14 protein-coding genes are annotated in these 19605 nt (G+C 66.9%); 9 read left to right on the forward strand and 5 right to left on the reverse strand.

The window, feature by feature from the left end; translation table 11 throughout:
- Positions 1-133: 133 nt before the first annotated feature.
- Positions 134-1162: an HNH endonuclease signature motif containing protein gene (locus tag VVS03_RS03905; RefSeq protein ID WP_368519618.1), complete on the forward strand. Its 1029-nt coding sequence runs from the start codon at positions 134-136 to the stop codon at positions 1160-1162.
- 87 nt (positions 1163-1249) lie between these two features.
- On the opposite strand, the gene VVS03_RS03910 is transcribed toward VVS03_RS03905, so the two are convergent.
- Together VVS03_RS03910 and VVS03_RS03915 are read right to left on the reverse strand one after the other, a co-directional pair.
- Positions 1250-4993 (reverse strand): multifunctional oxoglutarate decarboxylase/oxoglutarate dehydrogenase thiamine pyrophosphate-binding subunit/dihydrolipoyllysine-residue succinyltransferase subunit, encoded by a 3744-nt coding sequence (locus VVS03_RS03910; RefSeq protein ID WP_368521042.1) that lies wholly within the window; start codon positions 4991-4993, stop codon positions 1250-1252.
- Positions 4994-5137: 144 nt separating this feature from the next.
- Positions 5138-5905 carry a hypothetical protein gene (locus VVS03_RS03915; RefSeq protein WP_368521043.1) on the reverse strand — a complete coding sequence of 256 codons (768 nt, stop codon included), beginning with the start codon at positions 5903-5905 and terminating at the stop codon, positions 5138-5140.
- A gap of 116 nt (positions 5906-6021) precedes the next feature.
- Here VVS03_RS03915 and VVS03_RS03920 point away from each other — a divergent pair, with 116 nt between their 5' ends.
- The 3 genes from VVS03_RS03920 to VVS03_RS03930 are packed head-to-tail and all read left to right on the forward strand — an operon-like array spanning position 6022 to position 9452.
- Positions 6022-7722, forward strand: a complete 1701-nt coding sequence (locus VVS03_RS03920) for a carboxylesterase/lipase family protein (RefSeq protein ID WP_368519621.1) — start codon at positions 6022-6024, stop codon at positions 7720-7722.
- Positions 7723-7776: 54 nt separating this feature from the next.
- Entirely contained in the window at positions 7777-8589 is an 813-nt protein-coding gene (locus VVS03_RS03925) for a DNA primase (RefSeq protein WP_368519622.1), read from the forward strand.
- 26 nt (positions 8590-8615) lie between these two features.
- Entirely contained in the window at positions 8616-9452 is an 837-nt protein-coding gene (locus tag VVS03_RS03930) for a hypothetical protein (RefSeq protein ID WP_368519623.1), read from the forward strand.
- Positions 9453-9464: 12 nt separating this feature from the next.
- On the opposite strand, the gene VVS03_RS03935 is transcribed toward VVS03_RS03930, so the two are convergent.
- Positions 9465-9971 (reverse strand): hypothetical protein, encoded by a 507-nt coding sequence (locus VVS03_RS03935; RefSeq protein WP_368519624.1) that lies wholly within the window; start codon positions 9969-9971, stop codon positions 9465-9467.
- 106 nt (positions 9972-10077) lie between these two features.
- Between VVS03_RS03935 and VVS03_RS03940 the strand changes: the two genes are divergently transcribed.
- A complete protein-coding gene (locus tag VVS03_RS03940; RefSeq protein WP_368534105.1) occupies positions 10078-11352 on the forward strand; it encodes an MFS transporter in 1275 nt (424 codons plus the stop codon).
- Between the two features lies 1 nt (position 11353).
- Here the strand turns inward: VVS03_RS03940 and VVS03_RS03945 are convergent, their stop codons facing one another.
- Positions 11354-12415, reverse strand: coding sequence for an alcohol dehydrogenase catalytic domain-containing protein (locus VVS03_RS03945; RefSeq protein ID WP_368521045.1), 1062 nt, complete (start codon positions 12413-12415; stop codon positions 11354-11356).
- A 326-nt stretch (positions 12416-12741) separates the two neighbouring features.
- On the opposite strand from VVS03_RS03945, the gene VVS03_RS03950 reads away from it, so the two are divergent.
- Positions 12742-14058 (forward strand): YjiH family protein, encoded by a 1317-nt coding sequence (locus VVS03_RS03950; protein ID WP_409338324.1) that lies wholly within the window; start codon positions 12742-12744, stop codon positions 14056-14058.
- A gap of 27 nt (positions 14059-14085) precedes the next feature.
- On the opposite strand, the gene hutG is transcribed toward VVS03_RS03950, so the two are convergent.
- On the reverse strand, positions 14086-15072 hold the full coding sequence (gene hutG / locus VVS03_RS03955; RefSeq protein ID WP_368519628.1) for a formimidoylglutamase: 987 nt from the start codon (positions 15070-15072) through the stop codon (positions 14086-14088).
- Between the two features lie 61 nt (positions 15073-15133).
- Here hutG and VVS03_RS03960 point away from each other — a divergent pair, with 61 nt between their 5' ends.
- From VVS03_RS03960 to VVS03_RS03970, 3 genes are all read left to right on the forward strand, one after another.
- A complete protein-coding gene (locus VVS03_RS03960) occupies positions 15134-15877 on the forward strand; it encodes an IclR family transcriptional regulator (protein WP_368521048.1) in 744 nt (247 codons plus the stop codon).
- A 136-nt stretch (positions 15878-16013) separates the two neighbouring features.
- Positions 16014-17594: a histidine ammonia-lyase gene (gene hutH / locus VVS03_RS03965; protein ID WP_368519630.1), complete on the forward strand. Its 1581-nt coding sequence runs from the start codon at positions 16014-16016 to the stop codon at positions 17592-17594.
- A gap of 282 nt (positions 17595-17876) precedes the next feature.
- Entirely contained in the window at positions 17877-19553 is a 1677-nt protein-coding gene (locus tag VVS03_RS03970) for a urocanate hydratase (RefSeq protein WP_368521049.1), read from the forward strand.
- Positions 19554-19605: the final 52 nt, after the last annotated feature.

Below are 19605 nucleotides of genomic sequence, written 5' to 3' on the forward strand. Positions count from 1 at the left end.
GCCCCGGAAAATAGCGCCCCGGCCTGTGGATAACTCCGCGGTATATGCGCCCGCATATAATTTGGGCCGGTTATCCACAGGCTAGCGCCCCGAATCCTTGAGCCGCGCCGCGCGGGCTGCTGTTCTAGGAGGCATGAACACAGAATTTGATCCAGACCGTTTAGAACGCACGCGGGCGTACTTCGGGGCGCGGGCGACGGGCATCGCCCTGCTGGAGGAAGTCCGCGGCGCGAGCGTCGACGACCTCGTGCAGCATGCCGGTGCCACGCGCGCCGGTGCCGAAGAGCTGCTGGGAGTGCGCGACCTCTTTTTCGGGGCCACCCGCTACCGTGGTCGCCAACGCCGGGCGCTAGCGTCTGCGCGCCGGATTGGCCACGACCTGGCGGTGCTGCTGGTGATCGCCTACCACGTGGGGCGGGCCCGCAAGCAGGACGACGCCTGGCGCATCTTCGAGGAACTTGCGGCCATTGCGGCGGACGAGGAGGCGATGGGGCGCATCGCTCGCCGCAAGGTGCGCGAGGCCAACCCCAGCCCAACCCGCACGCCCGGCGTCGAGCTGCGTCGCGGCAAGGACGGACTGTGGTCGTGGAAGATTACCGCGGACTCGGCGTTCATCGCGGACCTGCACGCCAACATCGACTCGGTCGACGACGCCCGCGCCGTCCTCTTAGGCGGCGGCGGGGCGGCCACACCGGCAATCACCAACGCGGTCATGGACATCAGCGACTTCGGTCGCCTGCTTAACGATGCCTCCTCCGGCGCCGAAGACATCGCCGTCCAGCTGACCAACGGCGCCGTCGTCAGCGGCGCCGAGCTGGTGCGGCGCAAGCTCAGCGAATTCGGTTTCGTCGGCCTGGTCGACCCAGTGCGCGGGCCGGTGAACCTCTACCGCATCGAACGCTTTGCCTCCGACAAGCAGCGGCGCCTGGCGCTGATTGAAAACCCGGTCTGCGCCTGGCCGGACTGCCTGGTGGGCGGGGATGAATGCCAGGTACACCACATACAGGCCTGGGAGCGGGGAGGGCCGACCAACATGGACAACCTGGTCACCTTGTGCCCGCACCACAACGGCGCGAATGATGACGCGGGGTGCGGCGGGCCGGCATCGCGGGGCAGGATGGCACGGGTGCGCGGAAAGACGGTGTGGATACCGCCCCGGTAGGTCCGCCTAGAAACAAAAAACCGACCCGCCGCCTCCCTAGCTGAGGGAGGGCAGCGGGCCGGCTAGTCGGCGTGCCTAGAGCGCGGTCTAGACGTCGAAGGCCTCATCGAGCAGGTTCTTCTGCTCGAGCTGGTGGACCTTGGACACGCCGGTGGCAGTCGAGGACTGCGCGCGGCGGGACACGCGGACCAGTTCCGGCATGTCCGGAATCAGCTCGCGCAGGTGCTCGTTGTAGAACGGCCACGGGCCCTGGTTGGCCGGCTCGTCCTGGACGAAGCGCACCTGGGTGGCGTTCGGGTAGGTCTCGAAGGCCTCGCGCAGGCGGTTGAACGGGATCGGGTGCAGCATCTCGACGCGCACGATGGCGATGTCGTCGCGGCCGTCCTTCTCCCGCTTCTTCTCCAGGTCGTAGTAGATCTTGCCGGAGCAGAGCATGATGGTCTTGACCTTGTCCGGGTCGCCGACAACCTTGCCGTTGTGGTCGACCTGGTTCGGGTCGTTGATGACCGAGCGGAAGGAGGTCACCTCGGTGAAGTCCTCCACCGCCGAGGTCGCCTGCTTGTTACGCAGCATGGACTTCGGGGTGAAAACGACCAGCGGACGCTTCATCGTGCCCAGTGCCTGGCGGCGCAGCAGGTGGAAGTGGTTGGCCGGGGTGGTCGGCTGCGCCACGGTCATCGAGCCCTCAGCGCACAGCTGCAGGTAGCGCTCGATACGGGCGGAGGAGTGGTCCGGGCCCTGGCCCTCGTAGCCGTGCGGCAGCAGCAGCACGAGCGAGGAGGTCTGGCCCCACTTGGCCTCGCCGGAGGCGACGTACTCATCGATGATGGTCTGCGCGCCGTTGGCGAAGTCGCCGAACTGGGCCTCCCAGGCCACCAGGGCGTCCTGGTTGCCCAGGGAGTAGCCGTACTCGAAGCCCATGCCGGCGTACTCGGTCAGGGCGGAGTTGTAGATGAGGAACTTGCCGCCGTTGCCCTTGGCGTCGGCCAGGTGGTTGAGCGGGTTGTACTCCTGGCCGGTCTCCGGGTCGAACAGGACTGCGTGGCGCTGGGTGAAGGTACCGCGGCGGGTATCCTCACCGGCGATACGGATGACCTTGCCGGAGTTTGCCAGGGAGCCGAAGGCGAGCAGCTCGCCCCAGGCCCAGTCGATGCCGCCTTCCTGCGCGGTCTTGGCCCGCTCCTTGGCGACCTTGGACACGCGCTTGTGCAGGTCGAAGCCCTCCGGCGGGTTGACGAAGGCCTGGCCCAGCTCGTTCATCTCCTCGGCGGTGATGGAGGTATCCAGACCGCGGGTCAGCTCCTGGGACGAGGTAATACCGGTCTGCTCCTGCGGGCCGGTCTTTTCGGCTTCCTTGACCTCGGTGAACACGGACTCCATCTGGTCGTGGAAGTCGCGGGCGGCGGCCTCGGCGTCTTCCGCCGAGAGATCGCCACGGCCGATGAGGTCCTCGGTGTAGGACTCGCGCACGCCCTTGTGGTCGTTGATGAGGTCGTAGAGAACCGGCTGGGTCATCGACGGGTCGTCGGCCTCGTTGTGGCCGCGCAGGCGGTAGCAGATGAGGTCGATGAAGACGTCCTTGCCGAACTGGCGGCGGTACTCGGTAGCCAGCTGGCCGACCCAGACGACGGCCTCCGGGTCGTCGCCGTTGACGTGGAAGACCGGGCAGTCGAAGCCCTTGGCCAGGTCGGTGGCGTAGTGGGTCGAGCGGCCGGAGTCCGGGGTGGTGGTGAAACCAATCTGGTTGTTGACCACGATGTGGATGGTGCCGCCGACGGTGTAGCCGCGCAGGTTGGACAGGTTGATGGTCTCCTGGACCACACCCAGGCCGGTGAAGGAGGCATCGCCGTGCAGCATCAGCGGGACGACGGAGTAGCCCTCGTCGCCCTGGTCGATGATGTCCTGCTTGGCGCGGGCCATACCGACCAGCACCGGGTCGACGGCCTCCAGGTGGGACGGGTTGGCGGTCAGGGAGACCTTAATCTCGCCGTCGCCGAACATCTGGAGGTGCTCGCCGCTGGCGCCCAGGTGGTACTTAACGTCGCCAGAGCCGCCCAGCTGGCCGCCGCGGTAGTTGCCGTCGAACTCTTCGAAGAGCTCGGCCAGCGGCTTGCCCACGATGTTGAACAGGACGTTCAGGCGGCCGCGGTGCGGCATGCCGATGACGACCTCGTCCAGGCCCTGGCCGGCGGCGGTGTCGATGATGGAGTCCATCAGCGGGATGAGGGACTCGGCGCCCTCCAGGGAGAAGCGCTTCTGGCCGACGTACTTGGTCTGCAGGAAGTTCTCGAAAGCCTCGGCGGCGTTGACCTTCTGCAGGATGTACTTCTGCTCGGCATTGGTCGGCTTGGGCATGCCGTCCTCGAGGCGATCTTGCAGCCAGCCGCGCTCGTCGCGATCGAGGATGTGGGCGTACTCGGAGCCGACCTTCAGGGTGTAGGCCGAACGCAGGCGGGACAGGACCTCGCGCAGCGTCATGGACTCCTTGCCGCCGAAGCCACCGACGTTGAAGGTGCGGTCCAGGTCCCAGATGGTCAGGCCGTGGGTGGCCATGTCCAGGTCGCGGTGATCCGGCGACGGCAGGCCCGGCTGGTGCCAGCCCAGCGGGTTGACGTCGGCCAGCAGGTGGCCGCGGGAACGGTAGGCCTCGATGAGCTGCATGACGCGGGTGTTCTTGTCCACGCCGGAGTTCGGGACGTCCTGGGCCCAGCGGAACGGCTGGTAGGGAACGCCCATCTCGGCGAAGAGCTCGTCCCAGAACTTGTCGTCGACCAGCAGCTGGCCGATGGTGCGCAGGAACTCACCGGACTCCGCGCCCTGGATGACGCGGTGGTCGTAGGTGGAGGTCAGCGTGACCAGACGGCCCACGCCCAGGTCCGCCAGGCGGTCGGCGGAAGCGCCGGCGAACTCGGCCGGGTAGTCCATGGAGCCGACACCGATGATGGAGCCGGAGCCCTTGGTCAGGCGGGCGATGGAGTGGCGCGTGCCGATGCCGCCCGGGTTGGTCAGGTTGATGGTCACGCCGGAGAAGTCGTCCATCGTCAGCTTGCCGTTGCGGGAACGGGTGACGATGTCCTCGTAGGCGTCGACGAACTCGGAAAAGCCCTTGTTTTCACATTCCTTGATGGCGGCGACGACCAGCGCGCGGGAGCCATCCTTCTGCGGCAGGTCGATGGCCAGGCCCAAGTTGATGTGCTCGGGCTGGACGACGGTCGGCTTGCCGTCGGAGACCTCGTAGCGCACGTTCATGGCCGGGTGGATCTGGGTGGCCTTAACCAGGGCGTAGCCGATGATGTGAGTAAAGGAGATCTTGCCACCGCGGGTGCGCTTGAGGTGGTCGTTGATCATGGAGCGGTTTTCCCACATGAGCTTGACCGGCATGTCGCGCACGGTGGTTGCGGTCGGGATCTCCAGGGACTCGTCCATGTTCTTGGCGATGGCCTTGAAGGTACCCTTCAGCGGCTTCTGGCCCGGTTCGGGGGTAGCGCCGATGCGATCCAGGGGTGAAGTCGGGGCCTTTTCCTTAGCCGGAGTGTTGGCCTTGGCGGATTCCTTCTGCGCCTTCTTTACACCCTTGGAGACCTCAGTCTCGCGGACGTTCTGCTTGGTCTTAGCAGTCGTGCCTTCAGATTCCTTGGGCGCCTTCGCCGGCTTGTCCTTCTTCGGCTGGGTCGACCCGGATTTGCCAGCGTCAGCCGACTTTTTGGGGGCGCCGTTGGCCTCGAAAAACTCCCGCCATTCCTTATCTACGGAGGATGGATCCTGGGAATACTGCTGGAACTGTTCGTCAATCAGCCACGCGTTGGGGCCGAATATATTCGACTTGCTCACGGCAGGTGCTCGCCTCTTTTCCTTTAGCTTTGTCGGGTAGTCACATCAACTTTAGTGGTAAACATCCACGGCGGGGGTAATGCCCCCAGCAAAGTGGTCCGTTCCCAATGATACGGGTCAACAGCTGGCTGACAATCCTGCTTCTTAATTGGTGATCGCGGGCAGCGGATCGAGGTTGGTGCGGGCGTGTTCGATGACCTGACGGGCCAGCTTGCGGTTGGCCACGGAGCCCAAAAACGCGCCGATTCCGAGCGGCATTAGCTTGGACACCCAGGCCCATTTGAAGCGCTTGGTGATCTGCTTGGTAAAGAGCTTGCCCAGGCGCGCGTTCATCCCGGACAGGGTAGGGGCGGAAAAACGCGTCAGCGATGCCGCGCTCGACAGGCTCGCCCCCTGGCCCAGGTCGCCGACGATGGTGTCGACGAGCGCCGAGCCCTTGGAACCGGTCAGCACCAACAGCACGAGCGCGCGCCTCTGCTCCTCGTTGCTGACATCGATGCCCCGCAGGTGCGCGGAGGCCAGGATGTACCAGGCCGCGGCCTCTAAGAAAACGAGCGAATCCGCCCCGATGGCGGCCGCGCCGGTGAAAAAGCCGACGCCCGGAACGGAGGCGGCCGCGCCGGCCCCGGCGCCCGTGCCCGTGGTGATGTTGCGGAAGTGCTTGTCGATAATCGCCTGGATCTGTTCCGGCGTGGCGTTCGGATTGCGCTTCTTGACCGACTCGACGTATTTGACGATGGTGCCGGCCTGGATCTTGACGGCCTTATCTAAAGACTTGAGCAGAGTGGCCGTCCACTTGTCGGCGTTGTCCGGATCAATGTCGTAGCGCTGCAGGTTGTCCGCGGCCTCTTCCGGGGTGACGGTAGCTACCGCGCCGTTGTCTTCTTTGTTTTTCTTACCAATTCCAAACACGTTTCGTCTCCTCCGATAAATAGGTCCTATACCACTCTAGGGGAAAGTGTGGTGGGGCATCGTCAAGCGTGCGCAAGGTTGCGCAAACCCGACGCGAGCTTACTACGCTGGAATCCATGGGGCCCTGGGACGAGGAGTGGGAAGAAGAATCAGTCGCTGCCGCGCGCCGGCAAGCGGCAGCCGCCCATGCCCGCGCCGCCGAAGCCCAGGCGGCCGCGCACGCCCACCCCGGCGACGGGCTGGCCATCCGGACGGCCGCCGGCTGGGTCCACGGCAAGCGCGAGCACGACGACGAAGGCCTCGACGTCAGCTCCTGGAAGGGGATCCCGTTCGGCAAGGACACCGCGCTCACCGGGCGGTTTTGTGCCCCCGAGCCGGTGGCGGCCTGGGAAGGCGTGCGCGAATGCCGGGACTTCGGCGAGGTGGCGCCGCAGCCGACGTATTCGTGGACTGAGAGGGTCATCGGCAGCGAAGACTGCCTGAACCTGGACGTGGTGCGGCCGACGGGCACGCAGCGGCTGCCGGTGGTGGTCTACCTGCACGGAGGGTCCTTCATCATGGGCTCGTCGCACATGCTGATGCTGCGCGGTTTCCACCTGGCGCAGTCGATGAACGTCGTCTACGTTTCTATTAACTTCCGCCTCGGCGCGCTGGGCTACCTGGATATGCGCAGCCTGCCGGGCGAGTGCGTGGCCAACCCGGCGGTGCTGGACCAGCTCCTGGCGCTGGAGTGGGTGCGGGACAATATCGCCCAGTTCGGCGGCGATCCGGACAACATCACGCTGATGGGCGAGTCCGCCGGGGCGGCCGCGGTGCTTACCCTCATGACGAGCCCGGCGGCGCAGGGGCTCTTCCACAAGGCCATCGCCCAGTCGCCGCCCATCGGGCTGATTCATTCCCGCGCGCAGTCGACGCTGTGGGCCCGCGAGCTGGTCAAGCGTCTGGCCTTGCCGAGGGGAAGCGGCATCGATGAGCTGCGCGCCGAGGAGTGGCCGGACCTGGTCCGCGCTGGGCAGTCGATGATGTGGCGCGCCGGGGAGTTGCTGCACCTGAATTCCTGTTACGCGCCGACGGTCGACGAGGACGTGCTGCCCGCACACCCGCTGGAAGCCTTTGAGAAGGGGAGGCAAGCGGGGGTTCCGCTGCTGGTGGGGACCAACTCGGGCGAGACCAGTTTTGCCAAGTACCTGTTCCAGCGGGAGGATTCCCGCGCCCGCGCCGGGCTGCGGCTGCTACGGTCCTTCGACGAGCGCAACGCCGAACGGGTGGTGGACGCCTACGGGCGGGCCGAGGGCCGGCGGGATTTCGCCGACCTGCTTTCCGATGCCCTGTTCTGGGCGCCCACCGTCCGCGCCGCCGAGGCCCACGCGGAGCGCTACCCGACGTGGATGTACCGCTACGACTACACGCCGATGGCGCTGCGCTGGCTGGGGCTCGGCGCGGTGCACTCGCTGGAGCTGGCCAACGTCTTCGGGGATCCGAAATCCTCGCGGATGTCGCTGGTGACCAAGCTGGGCAACGGGGACGCGGGGGAGTCGATGACGGAGTTGATGCAGGACCACTGGGCACGGTTCATTTGGGAGTCGGAGCCGGCGCCCAGCTGGCCGCGCTACCGGGTGGAAGGCGCGCAAGAATCCGAAGAATCCGAAGAAGCCGAGCTGCGCGCGACGCAGGTTTACGATATCCCGCCGCGGGTGGACCACGATCCGAAGGCCGAGCAGCGCCGGGCTTGGGAGGACTATTCCATGCTGGAATGGGGTGCCGGCCGCCCGGAGCTGCTGGCGGAACTGGGATTCATCACGAGCGAGCCCGATTAGCGGTAGGCTAGGGCCGGTGCACCACTGCCTAAACACAAGGACGGATTGCTGAACATGAGCTTTTTCGAAGATATCGCAATTGCCTTGGACGCCGAAGGAATTGAATCCCGGGTCAACGACGACGTCTTGTTCGTCCCGATCACCGCGGAGCTGGAGATCCAGTTCGTGGAGATCGACCCGCTGCTGCCCGCTGCCAACGTCTACATTGCTGCCGCGGACGTCGACGAGGATGACGAAAACTTCGAGGCAGTGCTGGTCTCGGTGGCGTTTTCGGTAGAGGACGCGACCGAGGCGGTCGCCCGCCACATCGCCACCGACCAGGTGGTCACGGTGCTGCGGGATCTCATCGAAGGTACCGACGAGCGGATTTCCGACCTGGAATTCGAGCAGGACTCCTTTAACCCGAACCTGGTGGTCGCCGAGGTAGGCGAGGACTCCGAGCTGCGCGTGCTCGTGGAGACCGTAGACGGCATCCCGCAGGCGATCGTGCGTTTCCTGGCCTTCGACTTCGACGAGGACGAGCTCGACGCCGCCGAGGACGAGGCCATCTCGGAAGCCTGGGACCAGGGCGAGGCCGACGGCATCGTGGAGGAAGACCGGATCGCGCTGTTTGAAAGCGGCGAGCTGGCCGAAGGCGCGCCGATCATCGAGGTGCCGGCCGAGACCCTAGAGTTGGGCACCTACACCGACTTTGACCGCCTCTTCGACGTGCTGGGCTTGGTCTCCGAGCAGGCGCTTGACTGGGAGGCCCAGCTGGTCTCCTTCGACGCGGGCGAATTTGATGAGCCGGATGTCTACGACATCTTCGGCGAAGACGTCGACGATGCCGATTTCGCCGACTACGAGGACACCACCGGCGAAGACTAATGCACCTCCCCGTTCAAGGATCGCGGGTGAAGTGGCGGAAGGTTTTCGTTGGCCTCGCCACCGCGTTGCTAATCGCCGTGTGGGCCGCGGGCATTAAATACCCTTCCAGCTTGCTGGCGGAGGGGATTTTCGCCAGCACCCCGGCGCTGTTGATGTGGCTCGGGGTGGTTGTCGCCGCGGCCCTGCTGCTGTTGGCCCGGGTTGACGAGCTGCCGGGGACAGTCTTCAAGTTGTTTCCCTGCGCGGTGGCGGTCAACGTGCTGATTGGCTGGCTTTTCCGGGCCTGGGAACTGCCGTTTTATTTCGACAGTATCGGTACCGGTATAGCCGCCATCGTGGGCGGACCGCTGCTGGGGATGGCCACTGGGGCCGCTAGCGGCGCGGTCATGGCGCTGGGGGCGCCGGGAGATCTGGCTTTCGCGTCCGTCGGGGCCCTGGCCGGGGTGCTGTTCGGCTGGGCCGCCAAGCGTCAGTGGTGCAGCTCGGTCCTGCGCATCCTGGCCGCCGGCTGGCTGATTGGACTTACCACCGCGCTGGCTTCCTGTCCGCCCCGGCTGTGGCCGCAGCCCGAGACCAACGCCGCGGGGCTGCGGCACCTAACCGATTTCTATTTCCTGCTGTCCCGGCACCAGGGGTTTTCCACGGTTATGCAGGTGCTGACCTCGGATACGATTGACAAGATTTTCTGTCTGCTACTGGCCGGGGTGCTCTTGCGTACGCTGCCTGCCGCGCTGCAGCTGCGCTTGAGCTACGGCGGCAACGTGGAGCGCCTGGGCGGGTTGCTGCGCGCGCCGGACGAGGCCGAGCGGGCCCGCGAACAGATGCGGGCCTATCAGCGGCACACCCTCCAGACCGGGCGCTAAATCTCACCGCGCCTAGGCGGCCTGGTCGAAGCCGGCGAAGAGCGAGATGGGGGAATGCACCGGCTGGAAGTCGCGGTCGACGAGCCAGATGAAGGTGTGGGCGGTGCCGGAGCTGAGCTCGTGGACGGCATCGATAAGCTCTTTGTCGATGACGGCGCGGACCCAGGCCTCCGCGGTAGTGCTGTCGACGAAGTCGCCGCCGGCGTGGGTAAAGCGCAAGGAGACCACGTAGGCGGGCTCGCGCTCGGCGCCGTAGCCCTTAGCACGGGCTTTGGCGCGCGGGCCGACGCGGTGGCGCGTGATCGCCACGTTGAGCCCGGGGCTGCCGGCCACCGGTGGCAGGGAGACCGACGGTGGACGCCAGTTCGCCAGCGGACGAGCCAGGGAACGCGGGTGGCGCATGATGCTGGTTACCGCCCGGGCGTCCTCCCAGGCGGTGAACTGGATTTCGGAGGCCAAGCGGCTGGGGGAGATGGTCGAGGCGGCGGTGGGCTGGGGGCGGTAGTTCGTGTTCTTCATGCCTTAAAAGCTAGCGGCCCGTGGGGACATAGCCTCGCGCGAATTAGAACGCATGTGCGAATCTGGCTGGCGGATTTGGGGGCACCGGCTAAGCTAGGGATTTACCATGTCAGATACCGCGCCAGATTCCTCGCAGCCCAGCCCAGCCACTCCAGCCATTCCGCGGCAGATCTGGGTGCTCGTGGCTGCTGTCTTCATTATCGCGCTGGGCTACGGGCTCATCGCGCCACTGTTGCCGCAGTTCGTGGTGAGCTTCGACGTCTCGATGGCTGCGGCGGGCCTGGTCGTGTCGATTTTTTCCGCCTCCCGGCTGCTTTTTGCCCCGGCCTCGGGTTACCTGGTCAACCGGATAGGATCCCGGCGCATCTACCTGACCGGCCTTCTGACCGTGGCGGTGATGACGGGCTTGGTCTCGCTGGCGCAGGCGTACTGGCATATCATCGCGCTGCGCTTTTTGGCGGGGATTGGCTCGACCATGTTTACGGTCTCGGCCATGGGGCTCATCGTGAGCCTGTCGCCGGCGCAGATCCGCGGCCGGTGCTCGGCGCTGTACGGGACCGCCTTCCTGCTGGGCAATATCGCCGGGCCGCTTTTAGGCGCCGGGCTGGCGTTTTTGGGCTTCCGCTGGCCGTTTTTCATTTATGGCCTCGGCGTGGCGCTGGCCGCCGGCGTGGTCTGGTGGCTGATGCCGCGCTCGGCGGGGACGGGCAATACAAAGTCCAGCCTGCCGCCGATGCACCTTGCACAGGCCTGGCAGGACACCGCCTTTCGGGCCGCGCTGACCTCCAGCTTCGCCCACGGCTGGGTGAATATGGGCGTGCGCGTTTCGGTCATCCCGCTCTTTGCTGCCGCGGTCTTTGCCAACAGCTCCGCCGCCGCGGGTTACGCGCTGGCGGCATTTGCGGCCGGTAACGCCGTGGTCCTGCAGTTCTCCGGACGCTGGGCCGACACCTTTGGCCGGCGCCCGATGATCCTGGCCGGCCTGTGCGGATCGGCCGTTTTTACCTGGCTGCTGGGGCACGCGGACTCGCTGCCGCTGCTGATTGGCTTCTCGGTGCTCACCGGCGCCGCGGCCGGCTTCATCAACCCCGCCCAGCAGGCCACCCTGGCTGACATCATCGGATCCGAGCGCTCCGGCGGGCAGGTGCTCTCCAGCTTCCAGATGGCCATGGACCTTGGCTCTATCTTCGGGCCGGTCGTGGTGGGCGCGCTGGCGGATATCTACGGTTTCCAGACCGCGTTCGCGGTCAGTGGGGCGGTCGCGCTCGTGGGCGTTGTCGCGTGGAGCTTTTCCCGCGAGCCGCTACCGTCCACCCAGGCCAAGCTGCGGGTTATCCCCTGCCTGATTGGGGGACCGCGGCGGCCGAGGAGGCATCGTTAGCCTAGGCGTTGCCGTGCGGGACGATGACGGCGCGGCCGGATACCTCGCCGGCCTGCAGCTTGCGGTAGGCCTCCAGGCCCTCGCTGAGCGGGTAGGTGGTGTACATCGGCTCGAGGTAGCCGTCACGGAAGAGCTCGACCAGCTCGTGGAGCTCGGGCAGCGTGCCCCAGTAGGTGGAGATTAGCTCCGTCTCGCGCGGCGAGGTCAGCCAGGCGAACTCGTAGGGCGAGCCGTTGCCCAGGCCGACCACCGTCACGCGGCTGTCCGGCCCGACGGTGGCCATCGCGGTCGATACCGTCTGGCCCAGGCCGACGAAGTCGAAAGCGGCGTCGATCCCCTTGCCGCCCGTGGCGGCCAGGATATTGTCGACGACGTCGTCATCGGAGGCTACGGTAACCGCGCCCAGGCGCTCGGCCTCCTGGAGGGCGGATTCCTTCGTGTCGGTGGCGATAATCGTCGCGCTCGTCATGGCCTTGAGGATCTGGATGCCCAGCAGGCCCAGCCCGCCCAGGCCGATGACGAGGACGTACTGGCCGCCCCGGTTGAGCGTCGGCAGGGCCTTCTTGATGGCGTGGTATGGGGTCAGGCCGGCATCGGCGAGGGCGGAGGCAGCGATGGGATCGGCATCGCCCAGCGGGACCAGGTTGCGCGCCGGAACGGTGACGTACTCGGCCATGCCGCCGTCGCGGCCCAGGCCGATGCCGGCGGGGGTATTGGCGGCCCGGTTGCGGCACTGGAGCATATCTCCGCGCACGCACATGGAACAGCGGCCGCAGCCGAGGGGGCCGTAGACGAGGTAAGCGTCGCCCTTTTCAAAACCTTCTGCGGCGGAACCGGCCTCCTCGACCCAACCGGTGATCTCGTGGCCGAGGGTGAATTCCCGGTGGTAGACGGCGGGGGAGGACTCACCGAATTCGTCGAAGATGGCGACATCGGAGTGGCAGGCGCCGGAGCCGGCGACCTTCAGCAGGACTTCGGTGGGGCCGGGAGTAGGGCGTTCGATGTCTTTGAGCTCGGGGAAAGTGTGCAGGCCGACGTGGCGGATAGCCTTCATAGTGGTCATGTTCTTCTCCGTGTTCTAGCGCGGTGTTTCAACGCGGTGTTCGAGTGCGGGACTTGGCGCGGATAGGGGACGGGGGACACCGCCCAGTCTAGTAATTGACAACCTACTGGACATTGAAAGTGTTATAGGTTACATTAAGTTCTACTCGCGTCTGGCTGTCGCGCGGGCATAGGAGACCTCACCCCGGTGCTTCAAGGAACGGGCAAGGCCGTATGCCCTCAGCTGGCGTGCGCGCTTTTCCTGGCTCCTTGGGCCCGCTGAACCAGGAGTAAGCAGTGACTACTCAATCCCAACCGCCTGCCGACAAGCAGGTCGAGAACGCGCCCTTGCCTCGGGTGGACGGCAAGTGGCGGCTGTTCGTCTACAGCGCCATCGGCGCCTTCGTCTTTTTCTTCCCCGTCACCTACGACGGCAAACAGTCCATCCCGTTGGATCACCTGGTGACGATCATCCAGCAGTACCTGCCCGGGGTCGTGCCGTGGATCATTCTGGCGCTGGCCGCGTACGGCACGTGGCGCTCGATCGCCAACAAAAACTGGGAGCAAGGCCCGCTCCAGGCCGTCTTCACGGTGCTCAACGTGGTTGGGCTGGTGGTCAGCTTCCTGATGGTCATCGACAAACTACCGTGGGTCCTGGGCGAGGAGGACCTGGTCCCGTTCCTGTGGAACAAGATTGCGGTCCAGGTTGGGCTGATTGTCCCCATCGGCGGCGCCTTCCTGGCGCTGCTCATCGGCTACGGCCTGCTCGAATTCGTCGGCGTGCTCATGCAGCCCATCATGCGCCCGCTGTGGAAGACCCCGGGGCGCTCGGCTATCGATGCCGTCGCGTCCTTCGTCGGCTCCTATTCCCTGGGCATCCTCATCACCGACCGCGTCTACCAGAGCGGCGGCTACACCGCACGGGAGGCCTCGATCGTGGCGACGGGCTTTTCGACGGTCTCGGCCGCCTTCATGGTGATCGTGGCCAAGTCCCTGGACATCATGAATATCTGGGGCATCTATTTCACCGTGACCCTGGTGGTGACGTTCCTGGTCACCGCGGTGACCGTCCGGATCCCGCCGCTGCGCACGATCCCGGACGAGTATTACCACTCGGCCGAGCCGGATCCGGAGCGGACCATCAACGGCAACCGCTTCCGGGAGGCCTGGCGCGAGGCCCTGCAGGCGCTGGCGACGGCGCCGTCGCTGCGCAAAGGCATCGGCGAGAATTTCCTGGACGGGCTGAAGTTGTCGGGGGCCATCGCGCCGTCGATCATGTCCGTCGGGCTTATCGGCCTGCTGCTGGCCCGTTTCACCCCGATCTTCGAGTGGATTGGCTACCTGTTCTACCCGTTTGCCTGGATTGTGCAGCTGCCGGAGCCGGTGCTGGCCGGCAAGGCCTCGGCGATGGGCGTGGCGGAGATGTTCCTGCCGGCTACCGCCGTGGCAGACTCGGACAACCTGGTCCTGAAGTTCGTGATCGGGGTGGTCTCGGTCTCGGCGATCATCTTCTTCTCGGCGCTGGTGCCCTGCATCCTGGCGACCAAGATCACGATCAAGCTCTGGCACATGCTGGCCATTTGGTTCGAGCGGGTGGCCCTGACCATCGTGCTGGCCACCCCGATCGCCTACGTGCTCTTTGAGGTCTTAGGGCTCGGGGCTTAAAGCCTGGGGGCTTAAAGCCTTCGGGCTTTAAGCGTGGGCTGATGCGTGGGCGGCCACGATATCGGCGATGAGCCGGGCGGCCAGCTTCGCGGTCCGGCCGTCGACGTCGAAGTCGGGGTTGAGCTCGACGACGTCGACCAGGCGCAGCTTGCCTGTGGCCGCCACGGCCAGCGCCATCGCGCGGATTTTGGCGAAGTCCACGCCCAATGCCGCCGGGGCGGAGACCCCCGGCGCGGCGGCGGCCGGCAGGACGTCTAGGTCGATGGACAGGTGGATGGCCGGCTGGTTCTGCACGGACTTGGCGACCAGGCCGGCGGCCTGGGAGGGGCTGAGATCCACGAGGTCTTCGTCGAGGACGGTCTCCACGCCGAGCTCGTCCGCGGTGTTAAATAGCACGGCGGTGTTGTTGGCCTCGGAGATGCCGAAGACGGAGTAGTCGAAGGCGGCCGGCTGCTCGGGGCAGGCGTCCTGGACAAACCCCGCGATCTGCTTAAACGGCGTGCCGGAGGTGGCCCGGTCGGCGGTGCGCAGATCGAAATGGGCATCGAGGTTGACGATCTTCAGCGGCTGCTCGCCATTGCCGCGGAAGGCGCCGCGGTGGGTGGCGAAGGCGGTTTCGTGCCCGCCGCCGAGCACCACGGCCAGGTTGCCGCTGCCGACGATGTCCGCGACCCGGCGGGAAAGCTCTTCCTGGGAGCCTTCCAGGTCGTCGCGCTGGGTGGTCACGGTGCCGGCGTCGAAGCGGGGGGAGGAATCGTGGACGGCCAGGCCGCCCAGGGCGGAACGCAGCGCGGCCGGGCCGGCGGCTGCGCCCTGGCGGCCGCCGTTGCGCAGGACGCCTTCGTCGGAGGCGTAGCCGACGAGCACGGCGGCATCGCGAGCAGAAGCGGCGCCGTCGGCCGGCAGGGGCTGGATGACGCTGTGCCAGCGGGCGTGTTCGGGGCCGGGGCCGTCGGCGCGGCCGGTCCATTCGGGGGCGGGAGCAAAGAGCGGTTGGTCGCTGATGGTGTTCATAGTCTTCCACTGTAGGCGCTTTGTACCGCGAGTTCGCCGGGGAATTTCCTACAATTGTCGCGTGAGAAAGATTCAGGTCCCCGCCGCCCACAATGCCCTGCGGATTCTGTCGCTGCTGTCCACCATTGACGTGCCGATTTCGGCCGCGCGCATCCGCAGCGAGCTGGACCTGCCGCGCTCGAGCACGTACCACCTGCTCAACGAGCTGGTGGAGTCGGGCTTTGTGGTGCACCTGCCGGAAAACCAGACCTACGGGCTGGGGCTGGCGGCCTACGCGATGGCCTCGGCGTACACGACGCAGCAGCCGCTGGTGCGGCTAAGCCACCGCTTTGTAGAGCAGGCCGCGAATCTGGCGAGCGGATCCGGCCATCTGTCGCGCTTGGCCGGCTCGGAGGTCGTCTACCTGCACGAGGTCCGCAGCCCGGGGGCGGTGTCCCTGGTCACCGAGGTGGGCGTGCGCCTGCAGGCGCTGCGCTCGGCCTCGGGGCGGGTCATGCTGGCCTACCTGCCGGAGGCGGAGGCCCGCGCCACCTTCGCGACGGCGGGGCAGGAGGGCAGCCTGCGCCAGTTTCGGGAGCGCCTGGCCCAGGTGTGCGAGCGCGGCTGGGAGGAGGAGACGGAGGAGATCTCGCGCGGGCAGGCATCGTTGGCCGTGCCGGTGCTGGACCACCTCGCGCGGCCGGCGGCCAGCCTGGCGGTGACCTTCGGGGTCGGCCGGCTGGGCGATGCCACCCGTGCCGCCGTCCTGGACCACCTGCAGGCCTCCGCCCGGGAGATCGCGGCGCGGATGTACGGCGCCCGGTGAAGCCCCATTAGAGAGTCAGAACATTATTCGGCGAAACTGTGGCAAATAACACTCATTGGAGTTAGTGTCTGAAAGTAGCGTTCCGCAGCGCACAACGCTGGGAACCGGCCAGGCTACGAGAAGGAGACAACTGACCATGGCTGAGTTTAAGGCTGACAAGACCGCGCACCAGGCGGGGGAAATCCAGGAAGTGGAAATCGGGATCGGCGGTCTGAGCATCGCCGAAGTCGTGGCGGTCGCGCGCCACGGTGCCCGCGTGACGGTGGCGCCGGAAGCGCTCGACGAGGTCTCAGCGACCCGGCAGCGGGTGGAGGATCTGGCGGCCTCTGACACGCCGGTCTACGGGATCTCGACGGGGTTCGGAGCGCTGGCCCGCCGGCATATCCCCGCCGACAAGCGCGCGCAGCTGCAGCTGTCGCTGGTGCGCTCCCACGCGGCCGGCTCGGGGCCAGAGGTCGAAGAAGAGGTCATCCGCGCGCTGATGCTGCTGCGCCTGTCCACGCTGTGCACGGGCCGGACCGGCGTGCGGCCGGTGGTGGTGGAGACATACGCGGCCGCGCTCAACGCCGGGATTGTCCCGGTGGTCTACGAATACGGCTCCCTGGGCTGCTCCGGCGACTTGGCCCCGCTGGCCCACTGCGCGCTGGCGCTGCTGGGCGAAGGCGAGGTCCGCGTGGAGGGCAAGCGGCAGCCGGCGGCCGCCGCGCTGGAACGTGCCGGGATCGAGCCGCTGCAGCTGCGGGAGAAGGAGGGCCTGGCCCTTATCAACGGCACCGACGGCATGCTGGGGCAGCTGTGCCTGGCTATCGCAGACCTGGAGGCGCTGGCTAGGCAGGCGGACATCGCGACTGCGCTGACGGTGGAGGGCCTGCAGGGCAGCCTGGACGTCTTCGCCGACGACCTGCAGCAGCTGCGCCCGCACCCCGGCCAGGCCGCCGCGGCGGCGAATATCCGCGCGCTGGCCGCGGGCTCGGAGAACCTTTCCGCCGCGCACGACGAATTCGCCCAGTCGCACGTGCAGGACGCCTACTCGGTGCGGTGCGCCCCGCAGGTGGCCGGCGGCTTCCGGGACACGCTGGAGCACGCCCGCCAGGTTGCCGTCAACGAGTTGGCGGCGGCCGTGGACAACCCCGTGGTCGCGCTGGACGGGCGGGTGGTCTCCAACGGCAATTTCCACGGCGCCCCCGTGGCCTATGTGCTCGATTTCCTGGCTATCGTGCTCGCGGATCTCGCCTCCATCTCGGAGCGGCGCACGGATCGCTTCCTAGACGTGGCGCGCAACCGCGGCCTGCCGGCGTTCGTGGCGGCCGACCCGGGCGTGGACTCCGGCCACATGATTGCCCAATACACGCAGGCCGGCATCGTCAGCGAGTTGAAGCGGCTGGCGGCCCCGGCGTCGGCTGATTCGATCCCCTCGTCGGCTATGCAGGAAGACCACGTCTCCATGGGCTGGTCGGCGGCCCGGAAGCTGCGGCGCGGCATCGATGGCGCGCAGCGCGTGGTGGCGATTGAAATCCTGACCGCGGCGCGTGGCATCGACCTGCGCGACGGCGCGCCGGGGGACGGGGTGGCCGCCGTCGTGGCGGCGCTTAGGGAACGGGTTCCGGGGGTAGGACCGGACCGCTACCTGGCGCCGGAAATCGAGCAGGCGGTCCAGATGGTGCGGGATGCTACCTTCCTGCGCGCCGCGGAATCCGCCGTCGGAAAACTGCAATAAACGGCACCCAGCCTGCATAGTCCCGTATCTGAGACAGACCACCCCTCAGGCGCGGGACTTTTTACTATGACGCGGGTTACTTTTGATGCACGGCACGAGGTGGCGCACATCCCAGCTTGAGGTGAGCCACCACCGTGCATGCGCGCGATGCCGCCTGCCCGCTTCGGGGTAGTCGGGGAGACAGCCCAGGGACACCGGTCCCCAACGCCCCAGGGCGGCGAGGCAGCATCGACAAGCGCGTGCTGACCTGCCGCCGGAATTGCTTTGAGGAAGGATTAGTTAATGTCGGAAGCTCGTGAAATCCGCGCGCCGCGCGGGACCGAAATCAGCGCCAAGTCCTGGGCCACCGAGGCCCCGCTGCGTATGTTGATGAACAACCTGGACCCGGAGGTCGCTGAGCGCCCCGAGGGCCTGGTCGTCTACGGCGGCACCGGCAAGGCCGCCCGCAGCTGGGAAGCCTTCGACGCCATCGTCGACACGCTGCGCGACCTCGAGGCGGACGAGACCCTGCTGGTGCAGTCCGGCAAGCCGGTCGGCGTGTTTAAGACCAACGAGTGGGCCCCGCGCGTGCTGATTGCTAACTCCAACCTGGTCGGCGACTGGGCCAACTGGGAGCACTTCCGCGAGCTGGAGGCCGAGGGCCTGATGATGTACGGCCAGATGACCGCCGGGTCCTGGATCTACATCGCCACCCAGGGCATCCTGCAGGGCACCTACGAGACCTTCGCGGCCGTGGCCCACAAGCGCTTCGACGGCACGCTCGCCGGCACGCTGACCCTGACCGGCGGCTGCGGCGGCATGGGCGGCGCCCAGCCGCTGGCCGTGACCTTGAACGGCGGCGTGTGCCTCATCGTGGATGTGGACGAGACCCGCCTCAAGCGCCGCCAGTCCAAGCGCTACCTCGACGAGGTAGTCACCGACCTGGACGAGGCCCTCAAGCTGACCCTGGCCGCCAAGGAAGAAAAGCGCGCCCTGTCCGTGGGCCTGGTTGGCAACGCCGCGGAGGTCTTCCCCGAGATCCTCCGCCGCCAGCAGGCCGGCGAGCTGACGGTGGACGTGGTCACCGACCAGACCTCCGCCCACGATCCGCTCAGCTACCTGCCCACCGAGAGCACCGTGGCGGACTGGCACACCGAGGCCCAGGCCGACCCGACCACCTTCACCAAGAAGTCCCGCGAGTCCATGGCCCGCCAGGTCCAGGCCATGGTCGAATTCCAGGACGCCGGCGCCGAGGTCTTCGACTACGGCAACTCCATCCGCGACGAGGCCCGCCACGCCGGCTACACCCGCGCCTTCGAGTTCCCGGGCTTCGTCCCGGCCTATATCCGCCCGCTGTTCTGCGAGGGCCTGGGCCCGTTCCGTTGGGCCGCGCTGTCCGGCGACCCGGAAGACATCAAGGTCACCGACCAGGCGCTTAAGGAGCTCTTCCCGGACAACGAGCACCTGCACAACTGGCTGGATGCTGCCGAGGAATACGTCGAGTTCGAGGGCCTGCCGGCGCGCATTTGCTGGCTGGGCTACAACGAGCGCCACAAGGCCGGCCTGCGGTTTAACGAGCTCGTCGCCGAGGGCAAGATCTCCGCGCCGATCGTTATCGGCCGCGACCACCTGGACTCCGGTTCCGTCGCCTCGCCGTACCGCGAGACCGAGGCCATGCTGGACGGCACCGATGCCGTGGCCGACTGGCCGCTGCTCAACGCCATGACCGCCGTGTCCTCCGGCGCGACCTGGGTTTCCATCCACCACGGCGGCGGCGTCGGGATGGGCCGCTCCATCCACGCCGGCCAGGTCAGCGTCGCCGACGGCACCGAGCTGGCCGCCGCCAAGCTGCGCTCGGTGCTCACCAACGACCCGGGCATGGGCGTTATCCGCCACGTGGACGCGGGCTACACTCGGGCCCAGGAAGTCGCCGAGGAGCGCGGGGTGCGCATCCCGATGGAGTTCAAGGCCCGCGACTAGGTATAAAGCCCCGTTCCCTTTGCCGACCACGCCCGTTCCAGAAAGGTATGAC

The organism is Corynebacterium sp. LK2537, assembly GCF_040946485.1.
Classification (GTDB): domain Bacteria; phylum Actinomycetota; class Actinomycetes; order Mycobacteriales; family Mycobacteriaceae; genus Corynebacterium.

Excerpts from the sequence above, each read along its gene's own strand:
- hutH (WP_368519630.1), top strand. The coding sequence starts at position 16,014 with ATGGCTGAGTTTAAGGCTGACAAGACCGCGCACCAGGCGGGGGAAATC.
- VVS03_RS03925 (WP_368519622.1), top strand. The coding sequence starts at position 7,777 with ATGAGCTTTTTCGAAGATATCGCAATTGCCTTGGACGCCGAAGGAATT.
- hutG (WP_368519628.1), bottom strand. The coding sequence starts at position 15,072 with ATGAACACCATCAGCGACCAACCGCTCTTTGCTCCCGCCCCCGAATGG.
- VVS03_RS03905 (WP_368519618.1), top strand. The coding sequence starts at position 134 with ATGAACACAGAATTTGATCCAGACCGTTTAGAACGCACGCGGGCGTAC.
- VVS03_RS03970 (WP_368521049.1), top strand. The coding sequence starts at position 17,877 with ATGTCGGAAGCTCGTGAAATCCGCGCGCCGCGCGGGACCGAAATCAGC.
- VVS03_RS03935 (WP_368519624.1), bottom strand. The coding sequence starts at position 9,971 with ATGAAGAACACGAACTACCGCCCCCAGCCCACCGCCGCCTCGACCATC.
- VVS03_RS03920 (WP_368519621.1), top strand. The coding sequence starts at position 6,022 with ATGGGGCCCTGGGACGAGGAGTGGGAAGAAGAATCAGTCGCTGCCGCG.
- VVS03_RS03940 (WP_368534105.1), top strand. The coding sequence starts at position 10,078 with ATGTCAGATACCGCGCCAGATTCCTCGCAGCCCAGCCCAGCCACTCCA.
- VVS03_RS03945 (WP_368521045.1), bottom strand. The coding sequence starts at position 12,415 with ATGACCACTATGAAGGCTATCCGCCACGTCGGCCTGCACACTTTCCCC.